Source organism: Ancylobacter sp. 3268, assembly GCF_031456575.1.
Lineage (GTDB): Bacteria > Pseudomonadota > Alphaproteobacteria > Rhizobiales > Xanthobacteraceae > Ancylobacter.
This window is the reverse complement of the sequence record NZ_JAVDUX010000019.1, coordinates 81,635-100,237: the sequence shown is the minus strand read 5'-3', so window position 1 is coordinate 100,237 and position 18,603 is coordinate 81,635. Positions and strand designations below refer to the sequence as shown.

Below are 18,603 nucleotides of genomic sequence, written 5' to 3'. Positions count from 1 at the left end.
CACACTATCTTGTCCTTAACCGTGCTGCCCTGCAGCATGGATCAAGAGGAGAAATCATCATGCAGATCGATCAGATCAGCATCGCCTTGCGGACGGCCTTTGCGCGTCGCCGCCAGTATCGCCAGACGCAGCGCGAGCTCGAGGCCTATAGCGACCGCGAACTCGGCGAGCTCGGCTTCAGCCGAGCCGACATTCACGACATCGCCCGCCAGGCCGCCGATAGCGTGCCGCAGGCCGCGTTGGAGCGCCGCCTGCGCCTCGTGACCGCCATCTGAACGGGTTTTAGCCCTGCGCATTGCGCATGGCCTGCTTCAGCGCTGCGGTGAGGTTGCCTCCGGCGGCGAAAAACTGGTTTGGCGTTCGCCGGCGGATAGGCCGGCGGGGCGCGCGAACGGCCCTGGCGCCCGCTCTCCCGGCTGGCGCCGGCGGCCGACGTCCTGGAACGCGGCGTCGAGCCCATCCGGCACCGTCACCCAGGTGAAGACGAGGTTCTCGTCGCCTTCATTGACGAAGATGTGGCGGCGGTGGCGGCCGAGATAGAAGGCCGTGCCCGGCCGCATCGGGTGCTCCACCCCTTCGATCACCGCGCGTCCGCGTCCCCGCAGCACGTAGATCACCGTCGCGCCATGAGCGTGGGCCTGCTCGCGGACATGGCCGCCGGGCGGCAATGTCTGGGTGCCGAATCCCAGCGGCTGCTCCATCGCCACCAGATCCGGCGTGAAGATCACCTCGACATGTCCATTGGCCGGCATGGGCTGCCAGTAGCTGGCGGCCGCCCCGGGCTGGCACACCAGCACCTCGCCCGGTGCCGGCCCGGCATTCCCCTCGTATCGATCGTGCCTCGGATCCTGCATGGTCCTGCTCCCGCTCTCGCGGCAAAGATGAACCTCGCGGATAATGTGGGCATGACAGGCGCCGACCGAAAGCGCTCCGGTGCCGGCGCCGCTGGGCGCCCCGGGCGTCAGTCGCGGAAATAGGCCGGCCAGCGCGCGCGCAGGTCCGGGGTAAAGGCGAGCGACTTCGACAGATGGTTGCGCAGCGCCGCCTCGGCCTCCGCCACATCGCCCGACGCGATGCCGGCGACAATGGCGCGGTGATCGGCGATCACCTGTTCCGCCTTGCCGGGAATCGGCAGGTGCAGCCGGCGGATACGGTCGATATGGCCGGCATGGCGCCGCGCCAGCACCCACAGATCCGGCACGCCCACCGCCTCGAAGAACAAGCGATGGAAGTCCCGGTCGGCCACATGGAAGGCCTCAAGGTCGCCCCGGCCCAGCAACGCCCCCTGAATGTCGATGGCGGTCTCCAGCCGCGCCACCACCGGACGGCGCTCGGCCTCCGGCAGCAGGGCGAGCGTGCGCACCGCTTCCTGCTCGATGGAGCGGCGGAGAAACTGCGCCTGCCGGGCCAGCTTCAGGTCGATGGGGCTCACCACGGTGGCGTGCTGCGGGAAAATCTCGACGAGGGATTCCTCCTGCAGGCGCAGCAGCGCGTCGCGCACCGGCGTCGAGGAGAAGCCGAACAGCTGCTGCAATTCGGCGCGGGCGATCACGGTGCCCGGCGGCAGCTGAAGATTGACGATGCGCTCGCGCAGATAGTCGAAAACCTGCGGCGCGGCATGGCGATGGGGATCGCGGGAGGGACGAGGAATCGCGGTCACGTTCATGCCCGCCATCCTACACCACTCCCGGCTTGACTTCACTAATGCATTAGCGCTTTAGTTTGGTCGCGCTCTAACCGAGCCCAGCCCGCGCAGACGGGAGTTCGAGGGGAGGCACGAGGCCGCGCCAACGGTCCGCCTCCACCCGGTCCAATCGGACGAACAGGAGGAAACATGTCCCGCGCGATTCTTTCCCGCTTGGTGAACCGTCGCCGCACGCTTGCCTCGCTCTCGGTGCTGGCGGCGTTGGCCGCCGGCCCGCTGGTGCAGCCGGCGCAGGCCTATCCCGACCGGCCGGTCACCATCGTGGTGCCGTTCCCGCCCGGCGGCGCTTCGGATTCCACCGCCCGCCTCGTCGCCTCCAAGATGCCGGAGGTCCTCGGCCAGTCGGTGGTCATCGACAACCGCCCGGGCGCCAATGGCGCCACCGGCGCGCAGCACGTGAAGAATGCGCCGGCCGACGGCTACACGCTGCTGGTCGGCTCCATCGGCGTCTTCGCCATCAATCCGGCGCTCAACCCGGCGCTCGGCTATGATCCCAAGACTGATCTCGACCTGATCACCGTGGCGGTGCGCACCCCCAATGTTTTGGTGGCGACGCCGAACTTCCCGGCCAATTCGGTGAAGGAGCTGGTCGACTACCTGAAGAAGAACCCGGACAAGGTGACATTCGCCTCCTCCGGCGTCGGCTCTTCCGACCATCTCACCGCGGCGCTGTTCTGGCAGAAGACCGGCACCTCCGGCATCCATGTGCCCTATAAGGGCGGCGGGCCGGCCATTGGCGATCTCATTGCCGGCCATGCCGACGTGTCGTTCCAGAATCTCGGCGCCGTCGCCAACCACATCAAGGCCGGCAAGCTGAAGGTGCTGGGCGTTACCGCCGCGGCGCGCAACCCGGTGCTGCCGGACGTGCCGACCATGAAGGAAGCCGGCGTCGACGGGCTCGACGTCTATTCCTGGCAGGCCGCCGCCGCACCCAAGGGTCTCCCCGCCGATGTGAAGGCGCAGGTGATAAAGGCCTTCGCCGCCGGCCTCGCCGCGCCGGACGTCCGGACGAAGTTCAACGAGATGGGCTTCGAGGTGGTCGCCAACTCGCCGGAGGAATTCGCCGCCTTCCAGAAGGCGGAAGAGGCCCGCTGGCGCGAGGTGGTCAAGGCCGGCAACATCGTCACGCAGTGAGGCGAGAGGCTCGCGGTGACGTCGTCTCCTTCACGGATACTTGGAGGTCGTCATGACCGCTCCCGCAAGAGCTGCGCGGCTCCCTCTCCCCGAGGGGGAGAGGGGTGGGGTGAGGGAGCTCCACGGCTTCTCGATATCGTTCCCCCTCACCGACCCGCTTCGCGGGCCACCTCTCCCCATCGGGGAGAGGGACGTTTGAAGGTGCCCATCCCACGCCGTTCCCCCCGGCATGCGGCGGCTCCCTCTCCCCGAGAGGGAGAGGGGTGGAGTGAGGGGGCGACGCTCCAGGGCTCCGCAATCGCTTCCTCGCCACCCCCACCGACCGATCGCTAAGCTCCGCCCCACAGGTGCCTCATGAACGTCCGTCCCACGCCGCCCCGCAACACCTGGCCCCGCAAGACGCCCGACCAGCTGCGCAGCGCCCGCTATTTCGCCCATGACGATCTGCGCAGCTTCGGCCATCGCTCGCGGCTGCGGCAGATGGGCTATGCGCCGGAGGACTGGGTGGGGAAGCCGGTGATCGGCATTCTCAACACCTGGTCGGACTTCAACCCCTGCCACGGCCATTTCAAGGATCGGGTGGAGGACGTGAAGCGCGGCGTGCTGCAGGCCGGCGGCTTCCCGCTGGAACTGCCGGTGCATTCGGCCTCGGAGACCTTCCTCAAGCCGACCTCGATGCTCTACCGCAACATGGCGGCGATGGAGGTGGAGGAGGGCATCCGCGCTCATCCCATCGACGGCGTGGTGCTGATGGGCGGTTGCGACAAGTCCACCCCGGCGCTGCTCATGGGCGCCACCAGCGCCGGCGTGCCGGCGATCTATCTGCCGGCTGGGCCGATGCTGCGCGGCAACTGGAAGGGCAAGACGCTCGGCTCCGGCTCGGATGCCTGGAAGTTCTGGGACGAGCGCCGCGCCGGCAATATCGACGAGACGGCGTGGAACGAGATCGAAGGCGGCATTGCCCGCTCCTTCGGCCATTGTATGACCATGGGCACGGCCTCGACGATGACCGCCATCGCCGAATCGGTGGGCATGACGCTGTCGGGCGCCTCGTCGGTGCCGGCGGCCGATGTCGGGCACAACCGCATGTCGGCGGCCTGCGGCCGGCGCATCGTCGAGATGGTGTGGGAGGACCTCACCCCCGCCCGCATCCTCACCCGCCCGGCCTTCGAGAACGCCATCACCGTGGCGATGGCGATGGGCTGCTCGACCAACGCGATCATCCATCTGATCGCGCAGGCACGGCGGGCCGGGGTTGATATCAGCCTCGACGATTTCGACAGGGTGAGCCGGGTGGTGCCGGTGATCGCCAATGTCCGCCCCTCGGGCGATGCGTATCTGATGGAGGATTTCTACTTCGCCGGCGGCCTGCGGGCGCTGATGGGGCGGCTGACCGATTTCCTCCATGTCGACGCGCTTACCGTCACCGGCCGGACGCTGGGCGAGAACATCGCCGGCGCGCAGGTCTATAATGATGACGTCATCCGCACCGTCGACAACCCGATCTATGCCGAGGGCGCGCTGGCGGTGCTGCGCGGCAATCTCGCGCCGGACGGCTGCGTCATCAAGCCGAGCGCCTGCGCGCCGCATCTGCGGGTGCATACCGGCCCGGCGCTGGTCTTCGACGATTATCCTTCGATGAAGGCGGCGGTGGAGGACGAGAGCCTTGATGTCACGCCGGAGCATGTGCTGGTGCTGCGCAATGCCGGGCCGCTCGGCGGGCCGGGCATGCCGGAATGGGGGATGCTGCCGATCCCGAAGAAACTGATCAAGCAGGGCGTGCGCGACATGCTGCGCCTCTCGGATTCGCGCATGAGCGGCACTAGCTACGGCGCCTGCATCCTGCATGTGGCGCCGGAGAGCTATGTCGGTGGCCCGCTCGCCTTGCTGCGCACCGGCGATCTCGTCAGCGTCGACGTGCCGAACCGGCGCATCGACATGCTGGTGAGTGAGGAGGAACTCGCCGCCCGCCGCGCGGCCTGGGTGCCGCCGCCGCCGCATTACGAGCGCGGCTATGGCTGGATGTTCTCCCACCATATCCGGCAGGCCCATGAAGGCTGCGACTTCGATTTCCTTGAAACCTCGTTCGGCGCCGCTGTCGGCGAGCCCTCGATCTATTGAGAAGGACTTCCTCCGTGGACCTGCCCGTCAATCACTTCAAGCGCGGCCTTTATGCCGGCGAACAGCAGATCGGCCTGTGGTGCAGCCTCGCCAGCCACATCAGCGTCGAGATCCTCGCCGGCTCCGGCTATGACTGGCTGCTCATCGACACCGAGCACTCGGCGAACGAGGTGCCGATGGTGCTGTGCCAGCTGCAGGCCTGCATGGAGAACCGGGTGCAGCCGATCGTGCGCCCGCCGGTGAACGACCCGGTCTGGATCAAGCGCTTCCTCGATGCCGGCGTGCAGAGCTTCCTGCTGCCGATGGTCGACACGCCCGAGCAGGCCGCAGCCGCTGTGGCCGCCACCCGCTATCCGCCGGACGGCATTCGCGGCTTCGCCTCCGCCGCCCGCTCCTCCCGCTTCGGCCGGGTGAAGGACTATTACGCCCGCGCGCATGAGGAGATCTGCGTGCTGGTGCAGATCGAATCGAAGCTCGGCATGGAGAATCTGGAGGCGATCGCCGCGGTGCCGGGGGTGGACGGGGTGTTCATCGGACCGGGCGATCTGTCCTCGGCCATCGGCTATCTCGGCGACCAGGGAAATCCGTACGTCGTCGATCTCATCATACAGCTCATCGGCCGCATCGGCGCCGCGGGCAACCGGGCCGGAATCCTCACCGGCGACGAGGGATTGGCGAAGCGTTACATCGAGGCCGGGTGCCTCTTCACGGCGGTGGGCTCGGATGCCGGGCTGCTGGCGCGCGGCTCGGAGGCATTGAAGAAGCGCTTCAAGCCGTGAGCGGGCTCCGCTCCTGATCCGTTGCGGCCGATCAGTTTACGGCATCGTCCATGATGTTGAGAATCAATACGTTCTTGGCGATGTCGTTGATCGAGGGCGAGGCCTTGGAATCAAGGTTGATGCCGGGATATCTCGCCTGCAGCGCCCTGGCGAGACGTCCGGCGGCGTCCGCTACCGACGGGTGGTAGGAGAGGGCGTTGCGCAGCGGCTGGAACACCTCGGTCGACGAGACGTCGACATTGAACCCCGCCGCCTTGGCGACATTGGCGAAGCGCTCCAGCTTCGCCTTGTCGGCCGAGGCGGTGGCGAAGATCCGCACCGTATAGGTGACGGCCGGCGGCGGGGCCGGCGCGGCGTCGGTCGTGGGGGTCTCCGCCGGTGCGGGCTCGGGGGCGGCCGGGGCCGGCGCCTCTGCCGCTGGCGAGCCGGAATTCGCAGCATTATCCGTGCTTTGCGACGCGGGGGGCTGAGCGGGTGTCGCCGCGGCATCGGGTTCCGGCGCCTGGGCGACCTGCGGCGCCGGTGCAGGGACCGTCTCGGCGATGGCGGCCGGGGCCGCCAGCTGCGCCGTCCGCAGCCGCGTGACCTCCTCGCGGAGGGGCACGAGGGTCGCCACCACATAGATCAGCAGGCCGGCAATGGCGGCGATCAATGCCAGCGTCACATAGGCGAGCAGGTTCGAGGGCGGCTCGGCCGACGTCTGCAGGTGCTGCGATTCCAGTTCGAGACGCTTCAGCTCGACCTTCAGCTTCTCGATCTCGATCCAGCGGTGAAACGCCGCCGGTTCCTCGGGCGGGGTGCGGCCGGCCTTTGGAGGCGTCGGGCGCGGCGGGGAAGGCGTCGCCGCCGGGGGGGACGCAGGGCGTGCCGTCTCGGCCGGCGGCGTGCCATTGCCATTGCCGTTTTCGAAGGAGGGCTCGCGTTTGTCTGTCATTCTCCAGTCTCCCGTGAGCGGAGTGGCCCGGCTGGGACCCGACCGACCTTGCGTCGGCATCTCCTGCATGTACCCGAATTGGCTGTGTGGAGTAAGCATTACTGCCACAGGGGAGGGCGGTGGTCGCAACCGGATGGGCCGCAGCAAGATTGCCTGGCGGGCGGACGGCGTATAGGACGGTCCGGTTTCGTGGAAGTGTCAATGCGAGGAGCTTTCATGCCCGATCCGTGGCGGCCGAGCCTCTACCTCGCCGGCCCCGACGTCTTCCGCCCCGACGCATTGGCCGAGGGCGAGCGGCTCGAGGCGATCTGTGCTGATCGCGGCGCCATCGGGCTCTACCCGCTTCAGCCGGGGCAGGCGCCGGCGAATGCCGATGAGATTCGCGCCCATTGCATCGCGCTGATCCGCCGCGCCGATGCGGTGGTCGCCAATATCAGCCCGTTTCGCGGCGACCATATGGATCCCGGAACCGCTTTCGAGATCGGCTATGCCGAGGCGCTGGGTCTGCCGATATTCCTGTGGTCCAACGACACCCGCGACCTCGCGCGGCGGATCACCGCCGATCCGCGCCACGGCGCGGGCCGCGACGCCCAAGGCTATCTCATCGAGAATTTTGCCAAACCGGAGAATCTGATGATCGTCCGCGATGGTCAGAAGGTACACGCCGCGCCGCAGGACGCGATCGCCGACGCCGTGGCGGGAGTGTCCGCCGCAGCGGGCTGGCAGCGGGAGGAGGCGCGCCACCGGGCGATTCACCGCAAAACGCGTATCATGGTCCTGGCGGCGGTGGGCGTGAGCCTCGCGGCTGCCTTGGCGGCCGGCCCCGTGGTGGACTGGTTGTCCGGCCGGTGAGAATGAGGCCGGCGCCGGGCGCGCAGCACGTTGAACCAAGTGGGTATTCGTGCGAGGCGGAAGGTGGCCTTGACGCAGGACGCCGCAGGTTCCTTGATGCCGGACTATCAGGCGACGGCACGTTCGTGCCAATCCGGAGACGATGATGACCAGGCATGCAGGCATTCCCCCCGAGGCTCTTTCGCATGAAGAGCGGCTCGACCGGCTGGGGCGGGTGGCGGTCGAGGTCGGCCTTGGTCTGAAGGCCGGCCAGGAACTGGTGATCACCGCTTCGCTCGACGCGCTGCCGCTGGTGCGCCGGATCACCGAGCACGCCTATCAAGCCGGCGCGACGCTGGTGACGACGCTGTTTACCGACGAGGAGGCGACGCTGATGCGCTTCCGCAACGCGCCGGACGCCAGCTTCGACACGGCCTCCGGCTGGCTCTACGAGGGTATGGCGGATGCGTTCAAAAAGGGCGCCGCCCGTCTTGCCATTGCCGGCGAAAATCCCTCGCTGCTGGCCAATGAAGACCCGGAGAAGGTGGCGCGCGCCAACCGCGCCCGCTCCAAGGCCTATATGCCGGCCCTGTCGCTGATCGCCGGTTTCGACATCAACTGGACCATCGTGTCCTATGCCTCTCCCGCCTGGGCAAAGGCGATGTTCCCGGACGACCCGGAGGACATCGCGGTCGCCAAGCTGTGGCACGCCATCTTCGCCGCCTCGCGGGTCGATACGCCGGACCCGGTGGCGGCGTGGGAGGCGCACAATGCCGAGCTCAACAAGCGCACCGAGCTGCTGAACGCCCGCCGCTATGCGGCACTGCGCTTCCGCGGGCCGGGCACCGACCTCACCGTCGGGCTTGCCGACGAACATGAGTGGGCCGGCGGCGCTTCGGTCGCCAAGAACGGCGTCGTCTGCAACGCCAACATCCCGACCGAGGAAGTCTTCACCACGCCGCACAAGCTGCGCGTCGACGGCCATGTGGCGAGCACCAAGCCGCTCGCCTATCAGGGCACGTTGATCAGGGACATCCAGGTGCGCTTCGAGGAAGGCCGGATCGTCGAAGCCCATGCCGCCAGCGGCCTCGACGTGCTCTCCAAGGTGCTCGATACCGACGAGGGCTCGCGCCGGCTCGGAGAGGTGGCGCTGGTGCCGCATTCCTCGCCGATCTCCAAGAGCGGCCTGCTGTTCTTCAACACCCTGTATGACGAGAATGCCGCCAGCCACATCGCCCTCGGCCAATCCTATTCCAAGTGCTTCATCAATGGCGCCGATCTGACGCCGGCGGAACTGGCGGTGCGCGGCGCGAACTCCAGCCTCATCCATATCGACTGGATGATCGGTTCGGGCGAGATCGACGTCGACGGCATCAAAGCCGACGGTTCGGCTGAGCCGGTGATGCGGCGGGGCGAATGGGCATGATCGCCATCCGCCTGCGAGCCGAAATGCGATGCAGCCGGGGTATCGCTTCCTGATGTCGGTGAACTATGGTGAACTCGTGCCGCGCGGGATTTTCCGGGGGCGTCCGCGCGGATCGGGAGATGGAATGTGAAGTGTCGCTGGCTCGCCTGGTGGAAGGGCTTGCCCGCCTTGGCGCTGCTTTTCGTGGCGGCGGTGTATTTCGCACGCGTGCCCACCGAGCAGGATTTGACCGATCGGGCCGAGGCGCTGCTGGTCAATATCGGTGAATCCTGGGCGCATGCGAGCTTCGAGGGACGCGATGCGAAGCTGGAAGGCGAGGCGCTGTCCGAGGAGGCGCGGGTCAAGGTCCGCGCCGAGCTCGCCGCGCTGTCCGGCGTGCGCAGCATCGAGGATCGCACCACTCTGCTGCCGGAGCGCCGGCCCTTCACCTTCTCGGTCGTGCGTGACGGATCCAAGCTGCATCTCTCCGGCTATGTGCCGTCGCGCTGGTCGCGCAAACGCATCGTCGAGGCGGCGGCGCAGATGGCGCCCGGCGTGGTGGTGACCGGCGACAAGGAATTGACGCGCGCGCGCGGCGTGCCGGCCGGAGACTTTGCCGGCGTGGTGATCTTCGGCATCCAGCAGCTGGCGAAAATGCCGTCCGGCCGGGTGACCATTGCCGACAATTCCTTTTCCATCGAAGGACGGGCGCCGGACTTTGCCACCTATGATGCGCTGGAAGTGACGGTGCGCAGCGAATTGCCGGCGGATTTCGACCTCGCCCGCTTCGCCGTGCTGCCGCCGGCGGTGGCGCCGTTTGTCTGGTCGGCCGAGCGCGAGCAGGATGGGGTGAAGCTCTCCGGCTACATCCCGCTCGGCGATGCACGCCGCGCCTTGCTCGATCTGGTGCGCAGCGCGGTGCCCGGGGCGGCGATCTCCGACCAGCTTCGCCTCGCCGATGGCTCGCCGCCAACCCAGGGCTGGCTGAAGGCGGTGGCTTTTGCGCTCGACCAGCTCGGCCGATTGCCGGACGGCAAGGTTTCGCTGTCGGGGACGACGATTGCCATTGAAGGCACCGCGCCGGATTTCGCCGCCTATGATGCGCTTGCCGGCGCGCGGCGCAACCTGCCGGAAGGCTATACGCTGACCCGCTTCGCGGTGGAGCCGCCGACGGTTTCGCCTTTCATCTGGGGGGTATTGAACGGCGCCAGCGGGCTGCGGCTCACCGGCTTCGCTCCTTCCGAAAACGCCAAGAAACTCGCGCTTGATGCGGTGCGTGCGGGTTTCCCCGGCCTGCCGGTGAGCGACGAGATGCGCATCGCTGCCGGCGGCCCGCCGGCCGAGGCCTGGGCGAGCGCGACCGCCTTTGGCATCGCCCAGTTGGCGCGGCTGCGCGCCGGCTCGGTGCGCGGCCTCGCCACCACGCTCACCATTTCCGGCGAGGCGGTGGATTCGGCGGCCTATGCGGCGGTTACCGCCGCGCTGTCGGAATCGGTGCCGAAGGGTTTTGCTCTGCAGAGCGACGTGCGCCCCCCGGTGGTGGCGCCCTATGTGTTCGGCATGCGCAAGGAGGGGGAAGGGGTCACCCTCTCCGGCTTCTACCCGACCGCGCAGGCGCATGAGCAGATCACCGAGGCCGTCAAACGCTACCTTCCCGGATACACGGTCAACGATGTCTCGGCGTTGGCGCAGGGGGCGCCGGACGGCTTCGAGGCCGCCGCGCGCCTGGCGCTGCGCGAACTCTCCCGTCTCGACAGCGGCGAGGTGCGCTTCGATGACCGCAAGCTGAGGCTTACCGGCACCGCCTTCCATGCCGCGGCGGTTACCGCCATCGGGGATGGCCTGAAGCAGGAGCTGCCGGCGGGATTCTCGGTCGAGCTCGGCCTCGAGGTGCTGCCGCGCCGCGAAACCCTTGAGCGCGAGGCGTGCCGCATGGCGGTCGCGGCGATCCTGGAGCGGGGCCGCATCGTCTTCACCGAAGGCGGCGCGCGGCTCGATCCGGTGAGCTACGGGCTTCTCGACCGGGTGGCGTCGGTGGCGGCCGGCTGCCCCGACGTGGCCATCGAGATCAGCGTTGCCCATGCCGATATCGACCCCGATCAGGCGGCGGCGCGGGCACGCACGGTGATCGACTATCTCGCCGCCGCCGGCATCGCGCCGGAACGCCTCTGGGTGGGTCCCTTCGGCACGCTGGCTGCCCAGTCGACGAACCGTTCCGGTTCGGATGGCGGCATCCTGCTCATCGTGAGGTGACGGCCGATGGCCTTTCTGCTGTTTGAACTCTGGCCCTATGTGCTCGGCGCGGCCGCCATCGGCCTGCTGACCGGCTGGTTCTGCGGCTGTGCGCCGCGTCGCAGCCGCGCGCCGGCACAGGTCGAGACGCCGGACGGCGGGCTGGAGGCCAAGCCGTGACCGCGTTCGCTATCGACACCGGCCTATTGCTGCTCGCAACCTATGTTGTCGGCTGCGCCGCCGGCTGCTGGCTGCGCCGCACGCTGCGGCGGCGCTAGCTCCATCAGTCCACCCGCGCGCCGCGCAGATCCGCCTCGATCTGCAGGCTGCCGCGCGAGCCGAAGCGTGCCTTGTAGACCTGGGCGTTCTCCATAACCCGCTGCACGTAATTGCGGGTTTCGGAGAAGGGAATGCGCTCGACCCAGTCGATCGGGTCGACGCTAGGATCGCGCGGGTCGCCATATTGGGCGATCCATTTGGCGACGTTGCCGCGGCCGGCATTGTACCCGGCAAAGGTGAGCACGTAATTGTTCTGGTAGTTGTCGAGCAGTGCCCGCAGTTCGGCGGCACCGAACTGCACGTTCACCGTCGGGTTGGTGCGCAGCTGTACCGGATCGAGCCTGGCGCCTGTGCGGTTGGCGATGGTGCGGCCGGTGGCCGGCATCACCTGCATCAGCCCGGACGCGCCGGCGCTCGACACCGCCGAGGCGTTGAACATGCTTTCCTGGCGGGTGATGGCGAAGACCAGCGCCCGATCGACATCCTGCGTGATCGGCTGGTAGCGCGGCACACCGATGGTGGGGAACGCTTCGGCCTCCAGCGGCATGCCACGGCTCAGCGCGACCTTGCCGATCACCGTCATGGTGCGCGCGTCGCCGTCGGCGCGGGCGACCTCGGCGAGCAGGCCAACCGAGGCGGGATCGGGCAGCCGTTCGGCGAGATCATGGGCGAGCGCCACGGTGAGGGCGGTCTTGTCGAGCTTTTGCAGTAGCTTGAAGATCTGCACGCCCTCATCGCGGGCGAAGGCGGCGCGCTGGGCGGCGCCTGCCGCCGGTGCGGCACGGACCGAGAAATCGGGCCGACCCAGGCGGGCGCGCGCCAGCTGGCCGTAATAGGCCGAACTGTAGGCAGAGGCGACCTCATACTGGGCACGGGCATTGCCGGTGCTGCCGAGCGCCTCCAAGGCGCGGCCCTGCCAGTAATAGCCGCGCGCCAGCGTGGCGGGGTGGGTCTGGCCCTGCGGGATGCGGGCAAAATGCTGCTGGGCGGTGCGAGCGTCGCCGAGGAAGCGCAGGGCGATCCAACCGGCGGTAAACTGGGCGTCGGCGATGTAATGCTCGTTCTCGGGCGTCACGGTCTCGGCGGCGATCTTATAGGCGGTGCGGGCGTCGCCGGCATCGAGCAGGTTGCGGGAGACAAGACGCCGCTCGACCCACCATTCGTCGGTATCGACGAGCCGATCCGGGTCCTTCGGCGCCGCCGAAAGGGTGCGGGCGGCGGCCTGTCCGTCGCCGCCGCGCCGCTGGATCTTGGCAAGCGTGAAAAGATAGGCGGGATCCGACCGCAGCGAGGCCGGAACGCTCGCCAGCAGCTTGGCGGGATCGCCGGCCGACTTGTTGAACAGGGCGACGCGTGCCTTGGCGAGTGCGGTGACATCGGCTCCGGCGCGGGCGGCCGCGCGCAGGCCGCGCTCGGCGTCCTCGTTGTAGAGCATCTTGTCGGCGCGGTACTTGTGGTCGGCGCGGCTCAGCACGCCACCGAACTCGACGATGACGGTGGATTCGGTGTCGGACGACAGCGGGTCGTTGCGCCAGGCATCCCGCAGCCACGCCGAGCCGTTCGCCTGATCGCCGGCGGCAAACAGGGCGCGGGCGAGGGCGATCTTGCCTTCGCCGGAATAAGGCCGCTGCCCGGCGAAGAAGGCGGTGATGGTCGCCGGGTCCTTGTTCTCGGCATAAAGGAGATATTCGAGCCGCCGGCGCAGCACGATCGGCGTCGGCAAGGTCGGGTGGGCGCGCAGGATCGCCACCGCCTGATCGAAGCCGACACCGCGAGCGGTGACCCGCAGGGCGAGCCAGCGCACCAGCGCCTGCGCGCCGGGATCGCGCATCCGGTCGGCCATGGCCAGGGCGTCGGCGGCATTTCCGCTCTCCACCAGCGCGATCGCCTGCTTGAGATCGGCCGAGAAACCCGGCGTGCCGGCGAAGCTCGGCGACAGGAACGAGGAAGCACCGGCGGTAGCGGACGCCGAGGTGAAGGCGCTTGCGCTGGAGGGAATGGCGATCTGGGGCTTCTTGGCCGCGGTCGTTGCAGCCGGCTTGGAGGCGGGCTTGGGAGCCGGCTTTGCCGCAGCGGTCGCACCGCTCTTGGCGGCCGGCTTCGCTGGCGGCTTGGGGGCGGTCGCGGTCTTGGAGCTGGCCTTCGGCTTCTGCGGCGGCGTCGGCGCCGTGGCGTAGGCCGGCACGAAGGGAGAGGTCGCCGCGAGCAGGAGGCTGGCCGCAACGGACAGGATGAAGCCGCAACGGCGACGCGGTTCGAGGCTCATCGGTTCGTGCACTCCCCAGAAACAGATGCCGCCCACGCGACACACGCGAGCCCGGATCCGGTTCGCGTCTGCTTTCAGTTGTCTCGCGATCATGTTGACGAAGTGCTAACCACTAGCCGTTCACGCGCTTTGTGATCTGCGCCAACACCGGATCTTGTTGCCCGCTCACCCGGCGAAACCAAGGCAGCGTGCCGTAAAGCCGGGTTCTTGCCAAGCCGATCAGCGCGGATTGCCGCAACACCCCCTTTCGCCGCGACCGCCGACGCGATATCTGAAAGCCCCTTTGCCGGTGCAAATGCTGCGCCGGGCGCCAATGATCAGAAAATTCCAGGAGCGCGCCATGCCTCACCCGTCGCCCTTTCGTGGTTCCTTTACGGCTCTCGTGACGCCGTTCCGCGATGGCGCGCTCGATGAGAAAGCGCTGCGCGGCCTGGTGGACTGGCAGATCGACGAGGGCACGCACGGCCTCGTCCCGGTCGGGACGACCGGCGAAAGCCCCACCGTTACCCATGACGAGCACAAGCGCGTGGTGGAATGGACGGTCGAGCAGGCGGCGGGCCGGGTGCCGGTGATCGCCGGCGCCGGCTCCAACAACACCGTCGAGGCGATCGATCTCGCCCGCCATGCCGAGAAGGCGGGGGCGGACGCGGCGCTCGTCGTCACGCCCTACTACAACAAGCCCAGCCAGGAGGGCTTGTACCAGCATTACAAGGCGATCAACGACGCCATCGGCATCCCGATCATCATCTACAACATTCCCGGCCGGTCCGTGGTCGACATGTCGGTGGAGACCATGGCCCGGTTGTTCGAACTGCCGAATATCGCCGGCGTGAAGGATGCCACCGCCAATCTCGCCCGGGTCAGCCAGCAGCGGCAGGCCATGGGCCCGTCCTTCAACCAGCTCTCCGGCGAGGACGCCACCGCTCTGGCCTTTATGGCGCATGGCGGCGATGGCTGCATTTCGGTCGCCTCCAACGTGGCGCCGAAGCTATGCTCGCAATTGCAGAACGCCTGCCTTGCCGGCGATTTCCGTACTGCGCTGGAGTTGCAGGACCGGCTGTTCCCGCTGTTCCAGGCGCTGTTCGTTGAAACCAACCCCAGCCCCACCAAATATGCGCTGAGCGTGCTCGGCAAGATCGCCGACGAGGCGCGTCTCCCCATGGTGCCGGTGAGCGAGAAGACGAAGGAGATCGTCCGTGATGCCATGGTGCATGCGGGACTGATCAACTGAGGACGGTCGGAGCTGGGCTCCGGCACGGAGCTGAGTGAAATGGCCGAGAAGAAGACCCTTCCCCGCAAAGTCGTGGCCGAAAATCGCCGCGCCCGCTTCGACTTCGACATTGGCGAGGTGTTTGAGGCCGGCATTGCCTTGTCCGGCACCGAGGTGAAGAGCCTGCGCGAGGGCAAGGCGACCGTGGGCGAGAGCTACGTCTCGGCGAAGTCCGGCGAGGCCATCCTCTACAACAGCTTCATCCCGGAATATCTCCAGGCCAACCGCTTCAATCACGAGCCGCGCCGGCCGCGCAAGCTGCTGCTGCACATGCGCGAGATCGCCAAATTGTGGCAGGCGGTGGAGCGGGAGGGCATGACGGTGGTGCCGCTGCGGATCTATTTCAACGAGCAGGGTCGCGCCAAGGTCGAGCTCGCCATCGCGCGCGGCCGCAAGGCGCATGACAAGCGCGAGGCGTTGAAAGAGAAGGATTGGGCGCGCGACAAACAGCGCCTGATGCGTGACCGTGGCTGACCGTGTTCGACGCGTACATGCCGCCTAAAAGCAAAAGGCCCGGAATGTCCCGGGCCTTTTTCATTCATGCCGGAGCGTGGAGGCACTCAGTCCTTGGCGCGCTCGACATAAGAGCCATCGGCGGTCATGACCACGATGCGGGTGCCAATGCCGATATGCGGCGGCACCGCCGAGCGCACGCCGTTCGACAGCATCGCCGGCTTGTAGGAAGAGGAGGCCGTCTGGCCCTTCACCACCGGCTCGGTCTCGACCACTTCCAGCGTCACGCGCTGCGGCAGTTCAATGGCGATGCCGTTGCCTTCGTGCATCTTCAGCATGACCTGCATGCCTTCCTGCAGATAGGGGGCCTGGTCGCCGACCACGTCCGGAGGTACGGCCACCTGGTCGTAGTTCTCCGGGTTCATGAAGTGGAAGCCTTCGCCGTCCGAATACAGGAAGGTGTGCGGGCGATCCTCGACATGGGCGCGCTCGACCTGCTCGGTGGTGCGGTAGCGCTCGGAGATCTTCACGCCGTCGGAGATGCGGCGCATGTCGAGCTGGGTCACCGGGGTGCCCTTGCCGGGGTGGATGTTGTCGGCGGTGAGCACGACATAGAGCTTGCCGTCGATGTCGACCACGGCGCCCTTGCGCAGCGTGCTGGCGATGACCTTGACCATGCGGTCCTCTGGCTGTTGGGTGCGCCCCACGGGATGAGCGGGCGCGATCCGGGATTCCGTTGGGCGGTTCCTATACTAGCGCGGCCGCTCGCCGCCAACCCCATGGCGGCGATGTAATTCCTTGGCGTGACCTGGAGCCGAACCGATGCCGAACCGCGAACCCTCGCCCTGGTGGTCGCCGGATGTCCACGCCGACCGCCGGCCGTTCCTGATCGGGCGCCAGCGCATTCTCAGCGCCGTGCGGGCGTTCTTCACCGGGCGCGACTTCATCGAGGTCGAGACGCCGATCCTGCAGGTCTCGCCCGGCAACGAAACGCATCTGCACGCTTTCGCGACCCAGCTCGTGGCGGCGGATGGCACGGCCTCCACCCGCTATCTCCACACCTCGCCGGAATTCACCGCGAAAAAGCTGCTGGCGGCTGGCGAAGAGCGGCTGTTCACCTTCGCCCGGGTGTTCCGCAATGGCGAGCGCACGGCGCTGCATCACCCGGAGTTCACCATGCTCGAATGGTATCGTGCGCGGGAGAACTACGAGACGCTGATGGCCGACTGTGCGGCCCTGCTCGAGGCGACGGCGGCGGCGATCGGGGCCGATGTCTTCCGCTATGGATCCCATCTCGCCGATGTCCGCCTTGAGCCCGAACGGCTGACGGTGGCGGAGGCGTTCGCCCGTTTCGCCGGCATCGAGCTTCTCGCCACGCTCGACGGGGGAGGGACGACGGACCGCGACGCGCTGTGGCACGCCGCCCGGCAGGCCGGTATCCGCGTCGCGCCGGACGATGTCTGGGCCGATGTCTTCACCCGCGTGATGGTGGAGAAGATCGAGCCGTTCCTCGGCATCGGCCGTCCGACCATTCTGTGCGAATACCCGATCAGCGAGGCGGCGCTTGCCCGGCCGAAGCCTGGCGATCCCCGGGTGGCGGAGCGTTTCGAGCTGTATGTCTGCGGCGTCGAGCTCGCCAATGCGTTCGGCGAGCTCACCGACGCGGCCGAGCAGCGCCGGCGCTTCGTCCAGTGGATGGACGAGAAGCAGCGGCTCTATGGCGAGCGTTACCCGATCGACGAGGATTTTCTCGTGGCGCTGGCCCGGATGCCGGAAGCCTCCGGCATCGCGCTCGGCCTCGACCGGCTGGTGCTGCTGGCGACCGGGGCGCGGCGCATCGAGGATGTGCTGTGGGCGCCGGTGGCGCCTTGATCAGGCCAGCGTATCGACATGGGTCCGCACGGCGGCGAAGACGGTGCGGAACATTTCCGGGGTCAGCACGCCCGTATTCGTGTTGTAGCGGGAGCAGTGATAGCTGTCGAACAGCACGACATTGCCGAGCCGATGCACCGCGCCATGGGCAAATTTGTAGCGCGACAGCTTTTCGCCATGGGCGGCAAGCACCTGGTCATGGGCGATCTTGCCCAGCGCGACGATGGCGCCGAGGTTCGGCAGCTGGGCAATGGTGGCGGCGAGGAAAGGCCGGCAATTACGCATTTCCTCGGTGGTCGGCTTGTTTTCCGGCGGCACGCAGCGCACGGCATTGGTGAGGCGCGCGTCTTTCAGCCGCAGCGTGTCGTCTGGCCGCGCCTCGAATTTTCCGGTGGCGAAACCGTAGCGGATCAGCGTGTCGTACAGCAGCTCGCCGGCATAGTCGCCGGTGAACGGCCGACCGGTGCGATTGGCGCCGCGCAGGCCTGGTGCGAGCCCGACGATCAAGACACGGCCATCCACCGGCCCGAAAGACGGTACCGGGGCGTTGTGCCAACCAGGTTCGGCAGTCCGCCACTGTTCCCGGAACGCCACGAGGCGCGGGCATAGCGGGCAGTCCCGCGCGGGCTCCGCCACCCGCGCGGGGGATGCGTGCAGCGGGGTCAACGGTCGGCGAGCTCCTCGTCGCCGCCGGCGGGCGGCGAGGGCGGGCTGCGCCGCTCCATGAAGCGCGGCGGCTCGCTCATACGACCCGTGCGCTCATTGGGATCGCGACCGATGCGCGCCTGCAGGTCCACAAGGTCGATGAAGGCATCGGCCTGACGGCGCAGTTCGTCGGCGATCATTGGTGGCTGCGTGTTGACGCTGGAGACGACACTCACCCGCACACCCTTGCGCTGCACCGCCTCGACCAGCGAGCGGAAGTCGCCATCGCCGGAGAACAACACGATGTGATCGACATGAGCCGCGAGTTCCATCGCGTTGACCGCGAGCTCGATGTCCATGTTGCCACGCACCCGCCGCCGCCCCTGACTGTCGGTAAACTCACGGGCTGGCTTTGTTACAACAGAATAACCATTGTAATCCAACCAATCCAGCAGCGGGCGGATTGAGGAATATTCATTGTCTTCGACGAGGGTGGTGTAATAAAAAGCTCTCAATACATAGCCGCGGCTTTGAAACTCCTTGAGCAGTCTCTTGTAATCGATATCAAAACCAAGAGACTTCGTTGCTGAATAAAGGTTAGCACCATCAATAAATAGGGCAATTTTTTCCATGGGCTGGACCATTACGGCGTTTACCTAATCAATACGTTCAAATGA

The 18,603-nt window shown here is 67.4% G+C and carries 18 protein-coding genes; 11 read left to right on the top strand and 7 right to left on the bottom strand.

What is annotated here, in order from left to right; all coding sequences use genetic code 11:
* The first annotated feature begins 59 nt into the window (after positions 1–59).
* Positions 60–275 carry a DUF1127 domain-containing protein gene (locus J2X65_RS27030; protein WP_404977784.1) on the top strand — a complete coding sequence of 72 codons (216 nt, stop codon included), beginning with the start codon at positions 60–62 and terminating at the stop codon, positions 273–275.
* Between the two features lie 36 nt (positions 276–311).
* On the opposite strand, the gene J2X65_RS22745 is transcribed toward J2X65_RS27030, so the two are convergent.
* On the bottom strand, positions 312–854 hold the full coding sequence (locus J2X65_RS22745; protein WP_310206319.1) for a cupin domain-containing protein: 543 nt from the start codon (positions 852–854) through the stop codon (positions 312–314).
* A gap of 107 nt (positions 855–961) precedes the next feature.
* Complete coding sequence (locus J2X65_RS22740) at positions 962–1,666, bottom strand: GntR family transcriptional regulator (RefSeq protein ID WP_310206316.1); 705 nt, start codon at positions 1,664–1,666, stop codon at positions 962–964.
* 168 nt (positions 1,667–1,834) lie between these two features.
* On the opposite strand from J2X65_RS22740, the gene J2X65_RS22735 reads away from it, so the two are divergent.
* The 3 genes from J2X65_RS22735 to J2X65_RS22725 all read left to right on the top strand — a co-directional run bounded on the left by J2X65_RS22735 (position 1,835) and on the right by J2X65_RS22725 (position 5,739).
* The gene (locus J2X65_RS22735; protein ID WP_310206315.1) at positions 1,835–2,839 is read left to right on the top strand and encodes a tripartite tricarboxylate transporter substrate binding protein; all 1,005 of its coding nucleotides are present in this window, start codon (positions 1,835–1,837) and stop codon (positions 2,837–2,839) included.
* Between the two features lie 354 nt (positions 2,840–3,193).
* Positions 3,194–4,960 carry an L-arabinonate dehydratase gene (gene araD / locus J2X65_RS22730; RefSeq protein ID WP_310206311.1) on the top strand — a complete coding sequence of 589 codons (1,767 nt, stop codon included), beginning with the start codon at positions 3,194–3,196 and terminating at the stop codon, positions 4,958–4,960.
* 14 nt (positions 4,961–4,974) lie between these two features.
* Positions 4,975–5,739 (top strand): HpcH/HpaI aldolase/citrate lyase family protein, encoded by a 765-nt coding sequence (locus J2X65_RS22725; protein WP_310206308.1) that lies wholly within the window; start codon positions 4,975–4,977, stop codon positions 5,737–5,739.
* Between the two features lie 31 nt (positions 5,740–5,770).
* On the opposite strand, the gene J2X65_RS22720 is transcribed toward J2X65_RS22725, so the two are convergent.
* Positions 5,771–6,673: a hypothetical protein gene (locus J2X65_RS22720; RefSeq protein ID WP_310206305.1), complete on the bottom strand. Its 903-nt coding sequence runs from the start codon at positions 6,671–6,673 to the stop codon at positions 5,771–5,773.
* A gap of 216 nt (positions 6,674–6,889) precedes the next feature.
* Between J2X65_RS22720 and J2X65_RS22715 the strand changes: the two genes are divergently transcribed.
* The 4 genes from J2X65_RS22715 to J2X65_RS22700 all read left to right on the top strand — a co-directional run bounded on the left by J2X65_RS22715 (position 6,890) and on the right by J2X65_RS22700 (position 11,321).
* Complete coding sequence (locus J2X65_RS22715; RefSeq protein ID WP_310206301.1) at positions 6,890–7,525, top strand: nucleoside 2-deoxyribosyltransferase; 636 nt, start codon at positions 6,890–6,892, stop codon at positions 7,523–7,525.
* Between the two features lie 145 nt (positions 7,526–7,670).
* Positions 7,671–8,930 carry an aminopeptidase gene (locus J2X65_RS22710; RefSeq protein ID WP_310206298.1) on the top strand — a complete coding sequence of 420 codons (1,260 nt, stop codon included), beginning with the start codon at positions 7,671–7,673 and terminating at the stop codon, positions 8,928–8,930.
* Between the two features lie 126 nt (positions 8,931–9,056).
* Positions 9,057–11,162, top strand: a complete 2,106-nt coding sequence (locus J2X65_RS22705) for a flagellar motor protein MotB (protein ID WP_310206295.1) — start codon at positions 9,057–9,059, stop codon at positions 11,160–11,162.
* A gap of 6 nt (positions 11,163–11,168) precedes the next feature.
* Positions 11,169–11,321 (top strand): hypothetical protein, encoded by a 153-nt coding sequence (locus tag J2X65_RS22700; RefSeq protein WP_310206293.1) that lies wholly within the window; start codon positions 11,169–11,171, stop codon positions 11,319–11,321.
* Between the two features lie 103 nt (positions 11,322–11,424).
* Here J2X65_RS22700 and J2X65_RS22695 read toward each other — a convergent pair whose 3' ends face one another.
* The gene (locus tag J2X65_RS22695; protein WP_310206290.1) at positions 11,425–13,686 is read right to left on the bottom strand and encodes a lytic transglycosylase domain-containing protein; all 2,262 of its coding nucleotides are present in this window, start codon (positions 13,684–13,686) and stop codon (positions 11,425–11,427) included.
* A 340-nt stretch (positions 13,687–14,026) separates the two neighbouring features.
* Here J2X65_RS22695 and dapA point away from each other — a divergent pair, with 340 nt between their 5' ends.
* Both dapA and smpB read left to right on the top strand, forming a co-directional pair.
* Positions 14,027–14,917: a 4-hydroxy-tetrahydrodipicolinate synthase gene (dapA, locus tag J2X65_RS22690; protein WP_310206288.1), complete on the top strand. Its 891-nt coding sequence runs from the start codon at positions 14,027–14,029 to the stop codon at positions 14,915–14,917.
* 39 nt (positions 14,918–14,956) lie between these two features.
* On the top strand, positions 14,957–15,430 hold the full coding sequence (gene smpB / locus J2X65_RS22685; RefSeq protein WP_310206285.1) for an SsrA-binding protein SmpB: 474 nt from the start codon (positions 14,957–14,959) through the stop codon (positions 15,428–15,430).
* Positions 15,431–15,516: 86 nt separating this feature from the next.
* Here the strand turns inward: smpB and efp are convergent, their stop codons facing one another.
* On the bottom strand, positions 15,517–16,086 hold the full coding sequence (gene efp, locus J2X65_RS22680) for an elongation factor P (protein WP_310206282.1): 570 nt from the start codon (positions 16,084–16,086) through the stop codon (positions 15,517–15,519).
* 145 nt (positions 16,087–16,231) lie between these two features.
* Here efp and epmA point away from each other — a divergent pair, with 145 nt between their 5' ends.
* Positions 16,232–17,281: an EF-P lysine aminoacylase EpmA gene (gene epmA, locus J2X65_RS22675; protein ID WP_310206280.1), complete on the top strand. Its 1,050-nt coding sequence runs from the start codon at positions 16,232–16,234 to the stop codon at positions 17,279–17,281.
* Here epmA and J2X65_RS22670 read toward each other — a convergent pair whose 3' ends face one another.
* Both J2X65_RS22670 and J2X65_RS22665 read right to left on the bottom strand, forming a co-directional pair.
* Entirely contained in the window at positions 17,282–17,947 is a 666-nt protein-coding gene (locus J2X65_RS22670; RefSeq protein ID WP_310206277.1) for a uracil-DNA glycosylase, read from the bottom strand. It lies immediately after the preceding gene.
* Complete coding sequence (locus J2X65_RS22665; RefSeq protein WP_310206274.1) at positions 17,944–18,570, bottom strand: NYN domain-containing protein; 627 nt, start codon at positions 18,568–18,570, stop codon at positions 17,944–17,946. The genes J2X65_RS22670 and J2X65_RS22665 overlap by 4 nt, the downstream gene beginning before the upstream one ends.
* Positions 18,571–18,603 lie beyond the last annotated feature (33 nt).